Source organism: Bifidobacterium longum subsp. longum JCM 1217 (assembly GCF_000196555.1).
GTDB classification, from domain to species: Bacteria; Actinomycetota; Actinomycetes; order Actinomycetales; family Bifidobacteriaceae; genus Bifidobacterium; species Bifidobacterium longum.
Genome location: NC_015067.1, coordinates 1,923,040 through 1,942,461, shown reverse-complemented (window position 1 = coordinate 1,942,461; position 19,422 = coordinate 1,923,040). Strand labels below are relative to the sequence as shown.

Genomic DNA, 19,422 nt, shown 5'->3' with positions numbered 1-19,422 from the left:
GCGCATTCGGCCATTGTCGGTGTCTGCTTACGCGGCTAGTCTGGTGCCCATGCTTGATATTCAATTCATCCGTGAACACACCGATATCGTCAAGGAATCCCAGCGCAAGCGCGGCGAGTCCGTGGAGCTCGTCGACGAAGTGCTCTCCTCCGACACCGCACGTCGTGAGGCGCTGAAGGCCTTCGAAGAGGCTCGCGCCCAGCAGAAGGAAATCGGCAAGAAGGTCGCCTCCGCCCCGGCGGACGAGAAGGCCAAGCTCATCGCCGAAACCAAGGAACTGTCCCAGAAGGTCTCCGAATACAAGTCCAAGGCCGATTCCGCAGCCGAGGAATACACCACCGCCATGTGGAAGCTCTCCAACATCGTGGAGCCCGAAGCTCCCGAAGGCGGCGAGGATGACTACGTGGTCGTCAAGAAGGTTGGCCAGATTCGCGACTTCGCGGCCGAAGGCTTCGAGCCCAAGGACCACCTGACCCTCGGCACCGGCGTGGCCGGCATCGATATGCGCCGCGGCGTCAAGGTCGGCGGCTCCCGCTTCTATTTCCTGCGTGGCCAGGTGGCCCGCATGCAGATTGCCATGCTCACCATGGCCGTGGACCAGGCCGAAGAGCACGGCTTCACGCTGGCCATCACCCCGACGCTCGTGCGCCCCGAGGTCATGCGCGGCACCGGCTTCCTGAACTCCCACGCCGACGAGATCTACCGTCTGCGCGAGCCCGATGACCAGTACCTGGTCGGCACTTCCGAAGTGGCGCTCGCCGGCATGCACGAGAACGAGATCCTCGACCTCGGCAACGGCCCGCTGCGCTACTGCGGTTGGTCCTCCTGCTACCGCCGCGAGGCCGGTGCCGCAGGCAAGGATACTTCCGGCATCATCCGCGTCCACCAGTTCGACAAGGTGGAGATGTTCGTTTACGCCAAGCAGGAGGACTCCTACAAGGAGCACGAGCACCTGCTGGCCATGGAACAGGAGATGCTCGCCAAGGTCGAGGTGCCCTACCGCATCATCGATACCGCCGCCGGCGACCTCGGTTCCTCCGCCGCCCGTAAGTTCGACTGCGAGGCTTGGGTGCCGACCCAGGGCCGTTACCGCGAGCTCACCTCCACCTCGAACTGCACCGAGTACCAGGCTCGCCGCCTGAACATCCGCGAGCGTATGGAAGACGGCGGCACCCGCCCGGTCTCCACCCTGAACGGCACGTTGGCCACCACCCGTTGGCTGGTCGCTATCATGGAGAACCACCAGCAGAAGGACGGCTCCATCGAGATCCCGAAGGCCATGCGCGCCTACATGGGCGGCAAGGAAGTTATCGAGCCCACGAAGTGGGAGGCCTGAGTCTCATCGTGCTTTAGCTCCCTCTGATGAGGGAGCTGTCAGCGTAGCTGACTGAGGGAGAGATTACTGAGGGAGAGATCGCTGATAGCCAGCAGGCGAATCCAAGACCGACCGCACTGCCGAATATCAACATCCCTCCCTTCTGTATAATGAATACTTGCGCGTGTGAACGCGCATCAGGACAGGTGTCTGAGCGGCCTAAAGAGACGGTCTTGAAAACCGTTGAGGGGCAACCCTCCGCGAGTTCGAATCTCGCCCTGTCCGCGAACCGAGGCCTGGGCAACATGCCCAGGCCCTTTTTTTCTTTTTCTGGAACCTGTCTTCTTGATTGCCGCCGGGGTGCTGATATATTGGTTTGTGATGCCGTAACATGCGGTGTCCCCGTTGATATGACGGGCCGATCGGCGTGAGCCGATAAGAAAAGGCCCGACGTTTGCAGCATCGGGCCTTTGCGTTGATTACCGGCTTGCGCCTTTAATCAACAAGGTTGCAAGATGAATCATATCACGATGCACGGTAGTCTGACCGTGAACGGGCGCACCGTGATCGTCCATATGGGCGATGGCGAGGCGAACGCCACGGTTGACGGCACGCACTTCAACGTGCGTAGCCTGTGGCAGCTCTACCAGTTGCTGAGACTGCTCGTGTAGCGTCTCATTAAGGTGCGGTGCCCCCTGGTCGGGTATCGCGCCGGCGACCTGAAAACCGATAATGTTGGCAAGTGCTTGCAATTTGCGGTGGACGATTGCAAGCTAACGTCTTGGATTGTTGCCGCTATCCAATATCTCATTAGGCCTACCGGTGGACCAAAAGTACGTTGCTTTGTAAGGGGAGTTAATGAAATGAACAAACTCGCACAATCGAGCATCGAACCGGTTTAATGCTACTCGCCTCAACGGGACGCGCGGTAATTGTTAGCTAAGTTGACAATAAAAGAATGAGGGCATACATTAGTAATCAGTCATCACACTGAGATGATGATTTCACTACGAAGGAGTAGAGATATGGTATCTCGCAATAAGCGCATCGTGGCTGCTTTTGCCGCGGTAGCAGCAATGGGAATGGGCTTGGCCGGTTGCGGCAGCGACACTGCCGGCGACACGAAGACCACCGATGATGGTGGCGTGGTCAACATCACCTACATGCACCGTCTGCCGGATTCCGAGGGCATGACTCTGGTCAACGACATCGTTGCCAAGTGGAATAAGCAGCATCCGGATATTCAGGTCAAGGCCACCAAGTTCGATGGTAAGGCCTCTGACATGATCAAGAAGCTTGAGACCGACGTCAAGTCCGGCGAGGCTCCGGATCTGGCTCAGGTCGGTTACGCCGAGCTGCCTGAGGTCTTCACCAAGGGTCTGCTGCAGGATGTGACCCAGTATGCCGAGCAGTACAAGAACGACTTCGCATCCGGCCCGTACAGCCTGGTTCAGGTTGGCGGCAAGGCTTACGGCCTGCCGCAGGACACCGGCCCGCTGGTTTACTTCTACAACAAGGCTGAGTTCGAGAAGCTCGGCATCACCGAGATTCCGCAGACCGCCGATGAGTTTATCGCCGCTGCCAAGACCGCTGCCGCCGCTGGCAAGTACATCATGTCCTACCAGCCTGATGAGGCCGGCAACATGATCTCCGGTCTGGCTGGCGCCTCCGGTGGTTGGTACAAGGTGAAGGGCGACTCCTGGGTCGTCAACACCGAGACCGATGGCTCCAAGGCAACCGCTGACTTCTACCAGCAGCTGCTCGACGCCAAGGCAGCCACCACCAACCCGCGTTGGGATCCGTCCTTCGATGCATCCATCAAGGATGGCTCGTTGATCGGTACTGTGGCCGCCGCTTGGGAAGCCCCGCTGTTCATGACCTCCTCCGGTGGCACCGGCTCCGGCGAATGGCAGGTCGCTCAGCTCGGTGACTGGTTCGGCAACGCTGGCAAGACCGGCCCTGACGGTGGTTCCGCCGTGGCCGTGCTGAAGAACTCCAAGCACCCGAAGGAAGCAATGGAGTTCCTGGATTGGTTCAACACCCAGGTTCCTGATCTGGTTTCCCAGGGCCTCGTGCCGGCTGCTACCACTGAAGACGCTGAGACTCCTTCCGAGTGGTCCACCTTCTTCGGTGGTCAGGACATCATGAAGGAATTCAAGACCGCTAACAACAACATGGGTGACTTCACCTACATGCCTGGCTTCTCCGCAGTCGCCGCCAAGATGAACGAAACCGCCGCCAAGGCCACCGATGGCTCCGGCAAGGTTGCAGACATCTTCTCCGACGCACAGACCACCTCTGTGGATACGCTGAAGAACTTCGGCCTGTCTGTTTCCGAGTGACATTAACGGTTAGGGTTCCTTCCAGCCGCTGATATCCTCAACCACACATCGAAAGGCCGGAGCTCAACACTCCGGCCTTTCCTTTTACTCGAGTTCGGTTCATCATTAATTGTGTTTGATCTGACTGCATCGATTCGAACTGCATTACGTGCTTTCTATTTCTCACTGTTCTTTTGAAAGACAGGTTTCCCTATGACTGCAACAACAAAAACGGCGAAGACGGGGGTCGCCAGGCGTGCCGATAAGCCAAAGGCTTCTGATGCTGTGAAGCGTGAGAATCGTACCGGCTGGGCCTTCATGGCACCGTTTGGCATCCTGTTCGCTCTGGTATTTATTCTTCCCATCATTTGGGCTATTTATTCCAGCTTCTTCCGCCAGGTCACCACGGGCGGTGGCGCATACGGCGGCGGGGAACTGGTCGATAAGTTCGTCGGACTTCAGAACTTCCAATACGTTATTACTTCCGGCAACTTCTGGGCTGGCGTGGGCAGGGTAGTGCTCTACACCGTGATTCAGGTGCCGGTCATGATCATCGCGGCACTTGCTCTGGCAATGCTCATCGATTCCTATATCGTCAAGCACATCACCGCATTCCGTCTGAGCTACTTCCTGCCGTACGCCATTCCGGGCGTGGTCGCATCCATCATCTGGGTGTACCTCTACAACGGCCAGATTTCCCCTATCGTTAAGGGACTTGCCGCCATCGGCATCAAGGTGAACTTCTTCGGCGACAATGTGGTCCTCGGCTCTATGGCCAACATCACGACCTGGACCTTCACCGGCTACAACATGCTGATCTTCCTCGCCGCACTGCAGGCCATTCCGCACGATCTGTACGAGGCCGCACGCATCGATGGCGCCAGTGGCTTCCAGATCGCCATGAAGATCAAGCTGCCGAACGTGCGTGCAGCCGCCCTGCTTGCCATGCTGCTCTCCATCGTCGGCACCATCCAGCTGTTCAACGAGCCGCAGGTGATGTCGATTTCCGATCCGAGCATTTCCAAGTCGTACACGCCAATGATGATGGCCCTCAATACCTCGCAGGGCACGCTGACCCCGGGTGGTGACGGACCTGCATCCGCTGTGGCCATCGTTATGGCACTGATCGCTGGCGTACTCGCCGTGGTCTACACGCTCGTTGAAAGGAAGGTGAACGCAGAATGAGCACCGTAGAAGCTACTGATAAGGAATCCCGCGCGGTCGCACGCGCTCGTAAGAAGGCTGACAGGATTCGCGACAAGCATGCCAACGACCTGCCTCGTTCCATGCAGCCTTCCGCGCTGGTCAAGACCATCACCATCGTTGTTCTGGTCTTCGCGCTGATCTACTTTCTGTTCCCGATTTACTGGGCCATCATCGCCTCGACCAAGACGCCGAGCCAGATGACCGGCAGCAACGGTCTGTGGTTCGCCGTGGGTCTGAGCGATTTGCCTGCCGCCATCGCCAAGAACTATGGCACGCTGATTGGTTGGACCCGTGGCCAGTTCTGGCGCTGGGTGCTGAACTCCCTGATCTACTCGGGTGTTTCCGCTCTGGTGGGTACGCTCGTGGCTGTGATGGCGGGATACGCTACCGCAAAGTTCAACTTCAAGGGTAAGAACCTTGCCATTGGCGTGATTATGGGCTGCATGCTGATGCCGGCCGCTCTGCTGACCATTCCGCAGTACTCCATCTTCCATGCCATGCACCTGACCAACACGATGCTCTCCATCATCATCCCGTGCTGCGTCTCTCCGTTCGGCTTCTTCCTGGGCCGCGTATACGCGCAGACCTCAGTGCCGAACGAGCTGCTTGAGGCGGCGCGTATCGATGGTGCAAGCGAAGCTCGCATCTTCTTCACCATTGTGTTGAGGATTCTGGCTCCGGCAATGGTCACGATCTTCCTGTTCCTGTTCGTGGCCACTTGGAACAACTTCCTGCTGCCGTTGATGATGGTCTCTTCCGACACCTTGAAGCCGGTGACCTTGGGTCTGTACGGCATGGTCTCTCTGGCTACCTTCACTGATCGTGGCGCTCTGATGATGGGTGCTCTGCTCGGTGTGCTGCCTGTGATCGTGCTCTTCCTCGGTCTCCAGCGCTACTGGCAGGCCGGCCTCGCCGCTGGTGCGGTCAAGGGCTGACGCGTTAAGCGGACAGCCCGGTGGGCTGTCTGTAGCGTCGGCCCGAGCGAGGCGGTAGCCGAGCGAAGGCAGCATTGAGTCTCGCCGTAGGCGAGTCCTTAATTGCAGGGGCCGAAGGCGACGCGTTAAGCGGACAGCCTAAGACCAATAATTCCCGCCGTCCGGTGCCTCGTGCTACTCCTTCCGGCGCCGGACGGCTTCTCAACAATAAGTAGCACGCAACCATACCGATCCAGAGCCTTCCTGATTCTTGTCATGAGATTGTCGGTGAAACTGACCGGGAAGCTCCGGTGATGTTCAATTCGCTCTTCCGGCGTTGCCGTGGGGCTACTCTCAAGGATTTATACAGTCAGGATCCTGGACGCCCGACGGTTGTGTCGGATTCTTGTTTTATATGCATATATTGTTTACAATTTAATTATCCAAAAAAATAATCAATGTCCTCAAAGGAGAGACTATGACTAGCACCGGCCGCTTCACCTTGCCTAGCGAGGAGAATTTTGCGGAGAAGACCAAGGAGCTTGCCGAACTGTGGGGAGCAGACGCCATTCGTAACTCCGATGGCACGCATCTGGATGAGGCTGTGCTTGCCTTGGGCAAGAAGATTTACAATGCGTATTTCCCGACTCGCGCGCATAACGAGTGGATTACGCTGCATATGGATGAGACGCCACAGGTGTATCTGCTGACCGATCGCATTCTCGCCGAATCGGATACGGTTGATATTCCGCTGATGGAAAGCTTCTTCGCTGAGCAGCTGAAGCCGAATCGTGATGCCGACCCTCACAAGTATTGGGAGGTTGTAGACCGCACCACCGGCGAGGTCGTTGATTCGGCGAACTGGACGCTTGACGCGGACGAGGACACCGTGCATGTGAGCGGCGTTGCCGCATGGCATGAGTACACGGTGAGTTTCCTGGCCTACATCATCTGGGACCCGGTCGAGATGTACAACCATCTGACCAACGACTGGGGCGACAAGGAACACGAGATCCCGTTCGACATCTACCATCCGGCCACCCGCAAGTTCGTGTTCGACACGTTCGAGCAGTGGCTTAAGGACAGCCCGCAGACCGATGTGGTGCGATTCACCACGTTCTTCTACCAGTTCACGCTCCTGTTCGATGAAAAGCGCCGCGAAAAGGTCGTCGACTGGTTTGGTTGCGCCTGCACCGTAAGCCCGCGTGCGCTGGATGATTTCGAAGCCAAGTATGGCTACCGCCTGCGCCCGGAGGACTTCGTGGACGGCGGTGCCTACAACTCCGCATGGCGCGTGCCCAGAAAAGCCCAGCGCGACTGGATCGACTTCCTCTCCGGCTTCGTGCGCGAAAACGTCAAGCAGCTCGCCGACATGTCCCACGCCGCCGGCAAAGAGGCGATGATGTTCCTCGGCGACCAGTGGATCGGCACCGAACCGTACAAGGACGGATTCGACGAACTCGGCCTGGACGCCGTGGTCGGTTCCATCGGCGACGGCACCACCACCCGCATGATCGCCGATATTCCGGGCGTCAAGTACACCGAAGGCCGCTTCCTGCCGTACTTCTTCCCCGACACGTTCTACGAGGGCAACGATCCGAGCATCGAAGGCCTCGACAACTGGCGCAAGGCCCGCCGCGCGATCCTGCGCTCGCCGATCAGCCGCATGGGCTACGGCGGCTATCTCTCCCTGGCCGCCAAGTTCCCGAAGTTCGTGGACACGGTGACCCATATCGCCAACGAATTCCGCGACATCCACGACCGCACCGGTGGGGTGGCCGCCGAAGGTGAGCTCAACGTGGCGATTCTGAATTCCTGGGGCAAGATGCGCTCCTGGATGGCGTTCACCGTGGCACACGCCCTGCCCAACAAGCAGACCTACTCCTACTACGGCATTCTGGAATCCCTGTCCGGCATGCGCGTGAACGTGCGGTTCATCAGCTTCGACGACGTACTCGCGCATGGCATCGATAGCGATATCGACGTAATCATCAACGGCGGCCCGGTCGACACCGCATTCACCGGCGGCGATGTGTGGACCAACCCGAAGCTCGTGGAAACCGTGCGCGCCTGGGTGCGTGGCGGCGGCGCGTTCGTGGGCGTGGGCGAGCCGAGCTCGGCACCGCGCTTCCAAACGGGCCGGTTCTTCCAGCTGGCCGACGTGATTGGCGTGGACGAGGAGCGCTATCAGACCCTTTCGGTGGACAAGTATTTCCCGCCGGTGGTGCCGGACCACTTCATCACCGCCGATGTGCCGGTCGACCCGGCGGCCCGCGAGGCTTGGGAGCAGGCCGGCTACCGCATCCCGCTGAGCGGCTGCGGCGGCGGCCAGTCCATCAAGCCGTTGGGCGGCATCGATTTCGGCGAACCCGTGCTCAACACGTATCCGGTCAATGAAAACGTGACCCTGCTGCGCGCGGACGGCGGCCAGGTACAGCTCGCGACCAACGATTATGGCAAGGGCCGCGGCGTGTACATCTCCGGCCTGCCCTATTCGGCGGCCAACGCCCGACTGCTGGAACGCGTGCTGTTCTACGCTTCCCACAACGAAGACAAGTATGCGGCCTGGAGCTCGTCCAATCCGGAATGCGAAGTGGCACACTTCCCCGAGCAAGGGCTGTATTGCGTAATCAACAACACCGATCAGCCGCAGAAGACCACGGTGACTTTGGCCGACGGCACCACCGAGGACTTCGACCTGCCTGACAGCGGTATCGCCTGGCGTGAAGCCTGATCCCACGTTTTGGAGAACGGACCCATCATGACTGAAAGCAATGAAGATTTATTCGGCATCGCCTCGCATTTTGCGCTGGAAGGTGCCGTGACCGGTATCGAACCTTACGGAGACGGCCACATCAACACCACCTATCTGGTGACCACGGACGGCCCCCGCTACATCCTCCAGCAGATGAACACCAGCATCTTCCCCGATACGGTGAATCTGATGCGCAATGTCGAACTGGTCACCTCCACTCTCAAGGCTCAGGGCAAAGAGACGCTGGACATTGTGCCCACCACCTCAGGCGCCACCTGGGCCGAGATCGATGGCGGCGCATGGCGCGTCTACAAGTTCATCGAACACACCGTGTCCTACAACCTCGTGCCGAACCCGGACGTGTTCCGCGAAGCCGGCAGCGCATTCGGCGACTTCCAGAACTTCCTGTCCGAATTCGACGCCAGCCAGCTGACCGAAACCATCGCCCACTTCCACGACACCCCGCATCGTTTCGAGGACTTCAAGGCCGCCCTCGCCGCGGACAAGCTCGGCCGCGCCGCCGCATGCCAGCCGGAAATCGACTTCTATCTGAGTCACGCCGACCAGTATGCCGTCGTGATGGATGGGCTCAGGGACGGTTCGATTCCGCTGCGCGTGACCCACAATGACACCAAGCTCAACAACATCCTCATGGACGCCACCACCGGCAAGGCGCGTGCGATCATCGATCTCGACACCATCATGCCCGGCTCCATGCTGTTCGACTTCGGCGATTCCATACGCTTTGGTGCGTCCACTGCTCTGGAAGACGAAAAGGACCTCAGCAAGGTGCATTTCAGCACCGAGCTGTTCCGCGCCTACACGGAAGGCTTCGTGGGCGAACTACGCGGCAGCATCACCGCGCGCGAGGCCGAACTGCTGCCGTTCAGCGGCAACCTGCTCACCATGGAATGCGGCATGCGCTTTCTCGCCGACTACTTGGAAGGCGATATCTACTTTGCCACCAAGTACCCCGAGCATAATCTGGTGCGCACCCGCACCCAGATCAAACTCGTGCAGGAGATGGAGCAGAAGGCCAGCGAAACCCGCGCCATCGTAGCCGACATCATGGAGGCTGCCAGGTGAGCCGTCAGCCGAACCATACCCGAACCAGCATGATGGAGGCAGAGCAATGAACGATCAGCTGACCGAGGTATACGCCAGCATCGACGCCCTGATCGATTATGCCTTGGCCCATCTTGACCTTGACCCACGCAACGCAGACTGGACCCGCAACCAAATCTTCGCCCTCTTCCGCCTAGATTCCTACCCCGGACCCAAAACCACAACGTCGGCGGCGTCAGTGTCAGACGTAGTCCAAGACATTGTTGGCAGCCGAAGCCAGGCCCCCTATGGCGAAAAGACCCCCGACCCCCTGCTCGCCGCCTTCCGCGCCGCCGCCACAACCGCCGGCCTTTTCAAGCCGGAGGAAGGCCCGGCCTACGCCGACACCATCATGGGCATCCTCTCCGCCAACCCCGCTGATCTCGACGACCGATTCCTGCTCGTCGAGCACCGGGATGGCGGCATGGCCGCCATGCAATGGTTCTACGACTACTGTGTGGCCAACAATTATGTCAAGCGTGCCCAGCTCGACCGGAACCCGCGCTTCGACTCGCACGGGCTGACGGTGACCATCAACCTCGCCAAACCCGAATTCAAGAACATGAAGAAGGCGGCGGCCGGCAACGCCGTGGCCGGCGGCTACCCGAAGTGCACGATCTGCCATGAGAACGAGGGCTTCGCCGGACGTGACAAGCGCACGCTGCGCACCTTGCCGGTCACGCTCGGCGGCGAGTCATGGTTCTGGCAGTTCTCGCCCTACGGCTACTTCGACCAGCACGGCATCTGCGTGAACACCGACCACACGCCGATGCATGTGGACCGCGACACCTTCGGCCATCTGCTCGACTTCGTGGACCGTTTCCCCGGATACTTCCTCGGATGCAACGCCGCGCTGCCTCGCATCGGCGGCTCGGTGCTCGCCCATGACCATTACCAGGGCGGCGGCGAACTGCTGCCGATGCACAAGGCCGCCACTTGGGCCGCCTTCACACTTGCCGACTATCCGGACGCCGTGGTTGAAATCCTTGACTGGCCCGGCACCGCCGTGCGCGTGGTGTCGAAGAGTCGCCAGAGCATCATCGACGTATCCGACATCATCCGCGAGGCATGGGTCGGTTATGACGACGCGGCGAACGGCATCGCCAGCCATGACGCGGATGGCAACCGCCAATCCGCCCTCTCGCCCAGCGCGATCATCACCGAACGCGGCTATGAGATGAGTCTCATCTTCCGCAACAATGCGATCAGCGACGAGTACCCGGAAGGTATTTTCCATGCACACCCCGAATACTGGCCGGTCAAGCAGGAGCCGATCGGACTGATCGAGGCCCAAGGCTTGTTCATTCTGCCCGGACGGCTCGTCGACCAGCTCGGCATTGTCGAAGAGGCGCTCGCCGAAGGCCGCGATTTGCCCGATGAAGTCAGCGAATTCAGTCTCGAATGGGGCGAACTCGCTGAAACGTTGGCCGGAAACCACGACCGCGAGGCCATCCGCCAAGCCGTACACGACGAGCTCGGCAGCGTCTGCTACCGCATCCTCGGCAACACGGCCGTCTTCAAGCAGAAAGCCACCACGCAAACATTCCTCGAAAGCCTTGGTTTTGCCGCTAGGTGAAACAGGTCAAGTGAAGTAAGCTCAATACTGAAGGAAAAACCGAAGGCAAGTCCTTCCAAAGGAGGGAATATGACTACTGTTCTGGTTACGGGCGGTGCTGGATTCATCGCCACTCACACCGACATCGAACTGCTCAACAAGGGCTACGACGTTATTTCCGTAGATAACTACGGCAACTCGTCGCCCGTGGCGCTTGAGCGCGTCGAGCAAATCACCGGCAAGCCGGTCAAGCGTTATGACGGCGACGTGCGCGATGAGGCGCTCATGGAACGCGTCTTCGCTGAAAACAACATCGACTGGGTCATCCACTTCGCCGGTCTCAAGGCCGTGGGCGAGTCCGTGGCCAAGCCGATCGAATACTACGACAACAACCTGTACTCCACGCTTGTGCTGCTCAAGGTGATGAAGAAGCACAACGTCAAGAAGATCATCTTCTCATCCTCCGCCACCGTGTACGGCACGCCGAAGGAACTGCCGATCACCGAGGAGACGCCGACCGGCGGCACCACCAACCCGTACGGCACCTCCAAGCTGTTCCAGGAGCAGATTCTGCGCGACGTGCATGTGGCCGATCCGTCCTGGACCATCGTGCTGCTGCGCTACTTCAACCCGGTCGGCGCGCACGAGTCCGGCCTGCTGGGCGAAGACCCGAAGGGTATTCCGGCGAACCTCACCCCGTACGTGGCCAAGGTCGCGGTCGGCGAGCTCAAGGAAGTCCAGGTCTACGGCGACGACTACGACACGCCCGACGGCACTGGTGTGCGTGACTACATCCACGTGGTCGACCTGGCCAAGGGCCACGTGGCCGTCATTGACCACATCGACAAGGAAGGCGTGTTCGTCTACAACCTGGGTACTGGCCACGGCTACTCCGTGCTTGAGGTTATCAAGGCTTACGAGAAGGCCGCCGGTCATCCGATTCCGTACGCGATCAAGCCGCGTCGCCCCGGTGACATCGCCGCCTGCTACGCCGACGCTTCCAAGGCGGAGAAGGAGCTTGGCTGGAAGGCCGAGCTGACCATCGACGACATGGCCGCCTCCTCCCTCAACTGGCAGACCAAGAACCCCAACGGTTTCCGCGACGCGGAGTGATATGAGCAGATGAGCTCCCTCTGATGAGGGAGCTCATCTGTCGTTTATCACACAATGCGCCTATCGGCGGCCCAGCGGGTGAGCTCGGTGCGATTCGAAAGCTGAAGCTTTCGCAACACCGAGCTCACGTGCGTTTCGACCGTCTTGATCGAAATGAACAGTTCGGCCGCCACCTCTTTATACGTGTAACCACGCGCGATCAGCCGCATGACCTCCTGCTCGCGGGCGGACAGCCGGTCCAGCTCCTCATCATGAGCCCGTGCCGCACCATCAGCGCCGCCATCAGACCCCGCCGCCGGCACACCCTGGAAGGTCGAAAGTACAAAACCGGCCAGTTTTGGCGAGAACACGGCATAGCCCTCATGCACCTGCTTGATGGATGAAATCAAATCAGCGCCGGTAATCGTCTTGGTTACATAGCCCTGGGCGCCGGCGCGAATCACCGACCCCACATCCTGCGGCGCATCCGAAACCGACAATGCCAGAAACACGGTAGTGGGGGAGTAGGGCCGCGATTTGGCGAGGATCTCGGCACCGCCGCCACCCTCGCCGCCGGGCACATGCACATCCAGCAACACCACCTGCGGCTTGGTCTGTGCGATCATCGCCACCGAACCGGGCACGTCCGCCGCTTGGCCGACGATATCGAAGGAATCGCGCAACGTGGCGATTACGCCCGCACGGAACATCTCATGGTCATCGACCATGGCCACACGAATCTTGGCTGTCTCGTTCTCGCTCATCGATGTTCTCCCTGCGCCGCTTTCAGCGCGATCGGCATATGCATTCTGACCTCGGTGCCCCAGCCGGCCCTGGACACTATCTCCACTGTACCGCCGCGCCGTTTGATGCGGCCGATAATCGATTCGCGGATGCCCAGCCGGTCGGGCGGAATGGCGTCCATATCGAAGCCTTCGCCATGGTCGCGCACGAACACTTCAACCATCGTGTCGCTGGCCTCGCAATACAAAGACACCGGCTCGCCGCCATGCGTGACCGCATTGACCAACGCCTGACGGGTGGCGTCCAGCAGCGCATCGGTCTGGGCGCTCGGCCGCGCGTCGCCCACGGTGACCACCTCAATCGGCTTGCCGTGCTCGTCCTCCACCTCGGCGGCGATCTGCTTCAATCCGGCTCCCACCGAACGATCCGATGTGGAACGTTCCTGATACAGCCATTCGCGCAGCTCGCGCTCTTGGCTACGCGCCAGGGCGAATACGGTGGTCGGTTCCTCGGAGTTCAGCTGAATCAGCGCCAACGTTTGCAGCACGCCATCATGCAGATGGGCGGTCATGTCCGCGCGCTCCTCTTCGCGCTCCTTCAATGCCTGCTCGTGGGTGAGTCGTTGCAGCATCGCGTTCGCCCACGGCATCACCGCCACCACGATACCGACGATCATCACGAATCCGCTGGCAACAATGCGTCGAGGAGAGGTGCCCCACCCAGGAATGCTGACATTATGCACATACAATGCCCATCCCATGAAAATCAGTGCGATGCCGCCCAACATAGACAACAGCTGCGTGCCTCGCGGACTAAGATTCATCCATGCCAGTGCGATGCCGCCCAACCCTACCAGCAGCGGAAACACAATCTGGACATCCGCACCGGTGCTGGTGAGCAACAGTCCAGTGGCCATCAACGCGAAACCGGCCAATGCCACGACGGCCGGTTTCGGAGCACGTTGGATGGCCTCGGACAATGATTCCGGTGCGGCAGCCGATTCGTCGTCATGAGCGGCAAGTGGCTGATTGCCTCGCGCAAGCGGCGCCTGATTAACGGGCACTGTGCGAGCCGCAGCCGCCACCGGGTCTCCGGCAGGCATGAACACCCACAGGAATACATAAGCGATGATGCCTGCGCCGTAGAGGACGGTCAGTGCGATGAACGCAATCCGAACCCATGCCACGCCGATGCCCAAGTGCAGGGCGATGCCCTTGCACACGCCGGTGAGCCAACGGCCCTGCCGGGGGCGCATCAACGGCATGCGCGCGGGCAGCAATGGTTCGGGAGATGACGTCATACTCCTATTGTGCCGCGCTCAGGGCGTTGCGGCCGGGGTTTTACCCGGTGTTCAGGGAACAATCAGGGTGTTCCCCGAGCGTTGTGGCAGTGGTCGGGCGGTGTAATGGAATCATGAGCAATCCAAACGCGAATCCATATCAGCCACAGCCGCAGCCTGGTCCGCAAAAAAACAAGACATCGCGACGCTTCTTCACTTGGGTGCGATCCAGTGGACTGGTTCGCGGCGACGACCGGTGGATCGGCGGCGTATGCAGCGGCATCGCTTTACGGCTTGGCTGGAGCCCCACATTAGTACGTGCGTTGGTGATTGTATGTACATTGTTCTTCGGTTTTGGCGCAGCTCTGTACGCACTCGGCTGGTTTCTGATGCCGGATGTACGCGATGGGCACATCTTGGCCGAGGACCTCATTGCCGGCCAATGGGACTGGAATTGTCTGGGATGCTTCCTGTTCCTCGCCGTGGCAATCGTGATTCCAGGTGCGGGGTGGGGTTGTATTGCGCTCGCCGCCTTAGCGCTATGGCTGTTGGCCAAAAGCGGCATTCGCCAGCAGGAAGGGTACGGATTCGGGGCATCTGCGCCGCGACCGGTTTCACAGCCTGTGTCATATCCAGCTCCACAGCCTGTCTCATATCCAGCCGCGCAACCAGTACCTCAATCTCCTTTGTATTCAGCTCCGCAACCTTTTCCACAACCTGTTTCACAGCCTGTTTCACAAACCGCGCCTAGTGTTTCACAGCCTGTTTCACAGCCTGTCTATCAGTCGATGCCCAGCGTGATGCCGGGTACTGTGCCCGGCGCGATGCCCGGCACAGTACCCAACGGGCCGTTTGCCCCCGACCGTATGAATGCGACGGCCTATGCCCCCACCGAGTCCAAGCGCCGCAAGCCGGCGGGCCCAATCGTGGTCTTGAGCATACTGGGCCTTACCTTCCTCTCCTTTGCCGGTCTGATGGGACTGATTTGGGTAAACGACATGGGCATTATCGGCATTATGCGTCTGGGCACCATCTGGATTGCCGCAGTATGCATAGTGATGGGGCTGGTGGTCATCATTCTCGGATTCAGAGGACGGCGTACCGGTGGTCTGATTCCTCTCGGACTGGTTGCCGGTGGATGCGCGCTCTGCATGACCATCGTTTCAGGCACGTATGGCGTGTACTACCGTGATCTTGGTGCCAGCGGCATCAATACTGTTGTTTCACTGAGCCAATCTGTCAGTGCGAGAAACAGCGACGGCATGAACGATGTGCAAAAGGATGGCATCTTCGTTGCCGATGCCAGCGATGCCACGTTTGAAACATTGCAGCAAGGTGTGGCGTTCAGCGGTGAAAACTACAACACCGATCAGGCAATCATTGATTGGTCCGATTGGGACAAGACACATGGACCGCACACGGTGAAGATGCTGGATGGCAAAACTTCCATCAGTAATTGCCCGGTCGGTACCATCACCATAGCCGCAACACAGGCGCAAGTGCATATCGTTCTGCCGGATTCCTGCACTTACGCCTTCGGCACCGCCGACTCCTACTACTCCACTTCGAGTGACGTTGGCGGCAAATACGAGATGGTATACAACAACTACATGGGTCCAAGCTTTGTTTTCTTCGAAGCTGAAAGTGCCACCAATGGGCCTGATCACGAATGGTTGTATAAGGAATCCGCCATGCCGGACAACGGCCCAGAATTAAAAATCAATATTCCCTATGTGGTGGAAGCACGTGTCAACGTGGTGTACGCCTCCGATTGGGAAGGCTCTACGTTCCAGCCGCTTGCCGATATATACGACGGCAACAGTACAAGCAAGAACACAACCGAACAATCGGAATGATCAAGCCGTTGCAACTAGGAGATGGAATCATGACTGATGAAACCAAGGAATTCGCCTCCATTGAGGATGCGACACCGACCACGGCCATACCTTCCGAAACCGACGCGACCACCGCGACCACAACCATGGTGACCGTCGATGACCGAACCGATACCACGGTGCTGCCATCCGCAGCGGATGATGACGAAACGGCTGTGCTGCCCGTCCCCGACAATCATGCGGATGCGTCGGTCTCGGATGTGGATACGCAGGCAACAGCTGCCTCTCCATCGCCCATCGAACCAACCACAGATCGGATTGCCCTGGAAACAGTTGCCGATGCCGTGGAGGGAGATGGTGGGCCGATTCCATCTGCCGATGATGTGCCGATGTACGCAGCATCTTCAGCACGACCTCCCTATGGGCAGTCTCAGACCGCCGGCAAACCATGCCAGCCTGGGGGAAGCGCCAAGAACGTCCAGAGCGCCAAGAACGTCCAGAATGCTAAGGATGTCAAGAGTGCCAAGAACATCCAGAAACAGAGCACCAGCGCGCCTACTGTGGTATTCGGACTATTAGGCGTGATTATCGGCGTGATCGCGCTGGTTTTCGGGTACATATCTCCGGATCGGATGATTTCGTTGTTCTCGCCGAATCCGCAATTGCTGACGGCTGTTATTTGCGCCGTAGTGGGACTGATTCTGGTAATAGTGGCCGTTGTATGGGCCATAGTCGGTGCCGTCAAGAAGAGAAAATAGCGTTACAAACCATTGCATTACGGTCCCAGTAGAAGCACATTATGACGGGAGCCGACCGATAAGAGCCGACCGTTCTATGCTGATGGGGGGAGGCATAGTAACTATGAAGCGGATTTCGGTGCGGCGGGTAGCGAGCGTCATCGTCACCGCGATGGCGATGACGCTGGTATTCGCCACACTTGGCTGGGCGATGATGCCGCAATGGAACACACGGCCCTACACCAAGCACATCGTTATCGCTTCTGCCGACACCACCATCACCCCTGCCCATGCGAACATTCCCCACGAGGGGCGATATCGTACGCGTGAAACCCGACTATCCATCAAGACCGGCGACGGCGTCACGCTACCCGCCGTACTACGTGAACCGGTCGGCGCTCCCGGGCCACGCCCGGCTTGTCTGTTCATTCACGGGTCCGGTACCAGTGGTGCCGAGGATTTCGGCGATATCGCCAACGCCATGGCCTCTGCCGGTATCGTGACCTTGGTGCCGGCCAAGCGCAACGACAACTACACCGTGCTGCATCGCGACTACCCGCGTTTTGCTCGCGAATACGGGCGTTCGCTCGACGTGTTGCGTGGCAGAATCGGCGTGGACCCCGCCAAAACCGGCATCTACGCCGAATCCGAAGGCACCTGGATCGCCACGATTCTAACCTCGAAACGGCAAGACATTGCCTTTGCCGTACTTACATCCGCACCGGTGTTCAATGGACGTGAGCAAATGGCCATGGCTGTCAGCGCCTATACGCATGAGGCCGGCGCGCCCAAGCCCGTGGTCAAAGACATGGCCAAATTGATGTCGCTGGACTACGCGCCATTTGATCTAGCCTATGCCGACTTTGATGCCGACCGGTATCTGAAATCCCTCACCATGCCGGTGCTGGTGAACTACGGCACCTACGATACGGCCATGCCCATCGAACAGGGGGCGCAGCGGATCATCGCTACGGCCAACAAGTCCGGCAACGAGAACGTCACCGTACGCTATTTTGCCGGCAACCATCAGATGCGGGCTGGTGAGGGCTTATTCACCCCGAACCTGCCATTGGCCGAAGGCTATACGCAAGCGCTGGAAAATTGGGTGAACGGTGTGACTGCCGGAACCAAAGCCGATGGATGGGCAACGCCTCAAGTCGCCGGTGCAACACCTCACCAGCGCTTCGCCGCGTCGCAACGTACCAGATCCGGTATCGTCGGCTCGCTTGGCGTGCTGGCCGGTCTGATGGTGGCAGGGCCCGTGCTGATCGTGATGGCGGCGATATTAGGTATTGGCTTGACTGTGTTTTCTTGGCTACAGACGTTGCTGGCCGGGCGACGTAGTGTGGCGACTGTGCGGGCCGTGCATGCGACGCCGAGTGAGCTGGGGGCCGCCCAGCGGCGCATGTTGCACGGCATTGCCGGCTTATCTGCCGGTATCGGCACAGCGGTGATGGTGATTACTGGGCTGTTGTACGGCTATATGAGCGCCGTAGGCGTATCGGCTGTATTGGTTATGCCTCAACCGCGGCTGTTTGCCGTCGGATGGGTGGTGCTGCGAATAGCGACCATGCTGTTGGTGGTGCTGTTTGCTTGGGAAATGGAACGTGTCTGGTATTGCCGCGCCGATATCGTCGGTGTGCGGCGCGTCATATGCGTGATGGTAGCGCTCGGCACTCTCGCCACACTGATGACACTGGCATTTTGGGGCCTATTCTCGCTGTAATTCTGCCGATGTGCGCTGGTAAATGGGGCCTGGCGGGCAGGCTGCGTTGGTGGTCTGGGTGTGGGGCGATCGGCAGATTGCGTTGGCCTGGGTATGGCCGGCCGACGTACATCAGTCGGGGTGTCCGATACACAGTGAATGGCTGAGTATTACGCTTGGGAGGCTTCGGCCTCCTCTAAGGTGTCGAAACCGCCGAGCTGGACTGTGTGCAACAAGGTTTCCTCAGTGATATTGCGTTGCGGGCTGGCTGCGGCGCGCTCGCCAATCATCGCTTCGTAACGTTCGAAGGTCTGGTCGGAATACGTACCAAGCTCGCCGCGCAGATAGGTTTCGAATGAGGTGGCAGATGGTGTGTCTTCGGTGGTGGTGAGTGCGCGCATCGCCTCGCCGAGCTTGGGGTAGCGCTCGCGGAAATCCTTGGCCCAGGCGACCTGCTGGGCGATGACCTGTTCCTGACGGGCCGCGCGCTCTTCAGAGAGACGCGGAATATACGGCTCTATGTTCTTCGTGAAATTTTCCGGTGCGGTGGAGGCCATCATGCGGCCGTATTTTTCGGTCACGAGGTTGCGGCCCACGTGGTCGGCCGCGTCAAGATCAGCGGCATAGCTGGTGAGTAATGGCCGCTCCCATGTGAGGAACTGGGCCAACCGCATCTGGTGGAACACCGGCCAGTTGCCTTGGCATGCCGCGCGTCCACCCTCATTGTTGGTGCGCTGGAACTGATCCCATTCATGACGCACAATAGCCTCGCGCAGTTCATCATCAGTCAGTTCGTTGGTCATCGACGTTCCTTTCACTGATACCTCCCTCTGATGAGGGAGGTGGCACGGCGAAGCCGT

15 protein-coding genes and 1 tRNA gene are annotated in these 19,422 nt (G+C 59.3%); 13 read left to right on the top strand and 3 right to left on the bottom strand.

The features are described from left to right. Positions 1 to 49 precede the first annotated feature (49 nt). The 10 genes from serS (at position 50) to galE (ending at position 12,283) form a co-directional block, all read left to right on the top strand. On the top strand, positions 50 to 1,336 hold the full coding sequence (serS, locus tag BLLJ_RS08395) for a serine--tRNA ligase (RefSeq protein ID WP_007052327.1): 1,287 nt from the start codon (positions 50 to 52) through the stop codon (positions 1,334 to 1,336). Between the two features lie 179 nt (positions 1,337 to 1,515). Continuing rightward, positions 1,516 to 1,600 (top strand) — tRNA-Ser (locus tag BLLJ_RS08390). Between the two features lie 230 nt (positions 1,601 to 1,830). Continuing rightward, positions 1,831 to 1,986 carry a hypothetical protein gene (locus tag BLLJ_RS11270; protein WP_007056725.1) on the top strand — a complete coding sequence of 52 codons (156 nt, stop codon included), beginning with the start codon at positions 1,831 to 1,833 and terminating at the stop codon, positions 1,984 to 1,986. A 354-nt stretch (positions 1,987 to 2,340) separates the two neighbouring features. Continuing rightward, positions 2,341 to 3,657, top strand: a complete 1,317-nt coding sequence (locus BLLJ_RS08385) for an ABC transporter substrate-binding protein (RefSeq protein ID WP_007055350.1) — start codon at positions 2,341 to 2,343, stop codon at positions 3,655 to 3,657. A gap of 192 nt (positions 3,658 to 3,849) precedes the next feature. Beyond that, positions 3,850 to 4,821: a carbohydrate ABC transporter permease gene (locus tag BLLJ_RS08380; RefSeq protein ID WP_007053828.1), complete on the top strand. Its 972-nt coding sequence runs from the start codon at positions 3,850 to 3,852 to the stop codon at positions 4,819 to 4,821. Continuing rightward, positions 4,818 to 5,777, top strand: coding sequence for a carbohydrate ABC transporter permease (locus tag BLLJ_RS08375; RefSeq protein WP_007053829.1), 960 nt, complete (start codon positions 4,818 to 4,820; stop codon positions 5,775 to 5,777). Before BLLJ_RS08380 ends, BLLJ_RS08375 begins: the two co-directional genes overlap by 4 nt. Before the next feature lie 457 nt (positions 5,778 to 6,234). Further along, positions 6,235 to 8,490, top strand: coding sequence for a 1,3-beta-galactosyl-N-acetylhexosamine phosphorylase (gene gnpA / locus BLLJ_RS08370; protein WP_007056738.1), 2,256 nt, complete (start codon positions 6,235 to 6,237; stop codon positions 8,488 to 8,490). 27 nt (positions 8,491 to 8,517) lie between these two features. After that, the gene (gene nahK / locus BLLJ_RS08365) at positions 8,518 to 9,597 is read left to right on the top strand and encodes an N-acetylhexosamine 1-kinase (protein WP_013582917.1); all 1,080 of its coding nucleotides are present in this window, start codon (positions 8,518 to 8,520) and stop codon (positions 9,595 to 9,597) included. Between the two features lie 46 nt (positions 9,598 to 9,643). Further along, positions 9,644 to 11,191: a UDP-glucose--hexose-1-phosphate uridylyltransferase gene (locus BLLJ_RS08360; protein WP_007052335.1), complete on the top strand. Its 1,548-nt coding sequence runs from the start codon at positions 9,644 to 9,646 to the stop codon at positions 11,189 to 11,191. A 69-nt stretch (positions 11,192 to 11,260) separates the two neighbouring features. Continuing rightward, positions 11,261 to 12,283, top strand: a complete 1,023-nt coding sequence (gene galE / locus BLLJ_RS08355) for a UDP-glucose 4-epimerase GalE (protein WP_007052336.1) — start codon at positions 11,261 to 11,263, stop codon at positions 12,281 to 12,283. 47 nt (positions 12,284 to 12,330) lie between these two features. On the opposite strand, the gene BLLJ_RS08350 is transcribed toward galE, so the two are convergent. Together BLLJ_RS08350 and BLLJ_RS08345 are read right to left on the bottom strand one after the other, a co-directional pair. Then, on the bottom strand, positions 12,331 to 13,026 hold the full coding sequence (locus BLLJ_RS08350; protein WP_007055360.1) for a LuxR C-terminal-related transcriptional regulator: 696 nt from the start codon (positions 13,024 to 13,026) through the stop codon (positions 12,331 to 12,333). Then, positions 13,023 to 14,306, bottom strand: a complete 1,284-nt coding sequence (locus BLLJ_RS08345) for an ATP-binding protein (RefSeq protein ID WP_007052338.1) — start codon at positions 14,304 to 14,306, stop codon at positions 13,023 to 13,025. Before BLLJ_RS08345 ends, BLLJ_RS08350 begins: the two co-directional genes overlap by 4 nt. Before the next feature lie 113 nt (positions 14,307 to 14,419). Between BLLJ_RS08345 and BLLJ_RS11625 the strand changes: the two genes are divergently transcribed. From BLLJ_RS11625 to BLLJ_RS08330, 3 genes are all read left to right on the top strand, one after another. After that, complete coding sequence (locus BLLJ_RS11625; RefSeq protein ID WP_156628927.1) at positions 14,420 to 16,141, top strand: PspC domain-containing protein; 1,722 nt, start codon at positions 14,420 to 14,422, stop codon at positions 16,139 to 16,141. Between the two features lie 29 nt (positions 16,142 to 16,170). Continuing rightward, entirely contained in the window at positions 16,171 to 16,878 is a 708-nt protein-coding gene (locus BLLJ_RS08335; RefSeq protein WP_013582916.1) for a hypothetical protein, read from the top strand. A gap of 103 nt (positions 16,879 to 16,981) precedes the next feature. Next, a complete protein-coding gene (locus BLLJ_RS08330) occupies positions 16,982 to 18,583 on the top strand; it encodes an alpha/beta hydrolase family protein (protein ID WP_007053836.1) in 1,602 nt (533 codons plus the stop codon). A gap of 149 nt (positions 18,584 to 18,732) precedes the next feature. Here the strand turns inward: BLLJ_RS08330 and BLLJ_RS08325 are convergent, their stop codons facing one another. After that, positions 18,733 to 19,365 (bottom strand): DUF4125 family protein, encoded by a 633-nt coding sequence (locus BLLJ_RS08325; protein ID WP_007053837.1) that lies wholly within the window; start codon positions 19,363 to 19,365, stop codon positions 18,733 to 18,735. Positions 19,366 to 19,422: the final 57 nt, after the last annotated feature.